Origin of the sequence: Pseudarthrobacter sp. B4EP4b, assembly GCF_006680095.1 — a bacterium.
Lineage (GTDB): Bacteria > Actinomycetota > Actinomycetes > Actinomycetales > Micrococcaceae > Arthrobacter.
In genome coordinates, this window is the sequence record NZ_VHIJ01000071.1 from 3,598 (window position 1) to 4,042 (window position 445).

The window sequence follows — 445 nt, forward strand, 5'->3', positions numbered from 1 at the left end:
ACATTGCCGCCCCGCCCGATGAGTTCGTGCACCAGCGGCACGTTGTTGGCCTTGGCGGCGGCGATGAGTGCCTGGTCAAGCTGCGCTTGTTCCTCCGCGGACAGCATCGGAGGAGCAGCTGCCGGCGCCGGCGCCGGGGCAGGCGCTGATGGGGTTTCCGCCGCGGCCGTCGTCCCTTCCGCCCCGGCAAGGGACGACGACGGCGCAGGCTGCGGCGGCTGCGTCGCCTCCGGACCCGCCTGGCACGCAGTCGTGGCCAGGGTCAAGGAGACGGCAAGGCAGCAAACCCCAACCCACTTCATGCGGCCCAGCCTACTGAGCGGCAGCAGCAACGATGGCATCAGCACCGGCAGTGGCACAGGCCTCGTCCAGGGCTCCGTCGGGAGCACCTCCGACGCCGATCCCGGCCACGGAAACACCGTTCACCTTCAGCGGGACGCCGCCG

Annotated in this window: 1 protein-coding gene and 1 pseudogene; both read right to left on the minus strand. The window is 71.0% G+C overall.

What is annotated here, in order from left to right:
* Positions 1 to 302: pseudogene (locus FNL14_RS23425) on the minus strand (hypothetical protein); the annotation flags it as partial.
* 10 nt (positions 303 to 312) lie between these two features.
* On the minus strand, positions 313 to 445 hold a 133-nt coding region (locus FNL14_RS21460; protein WP_142064493.1), incomplete at its 5' end, for a heme-binding protein.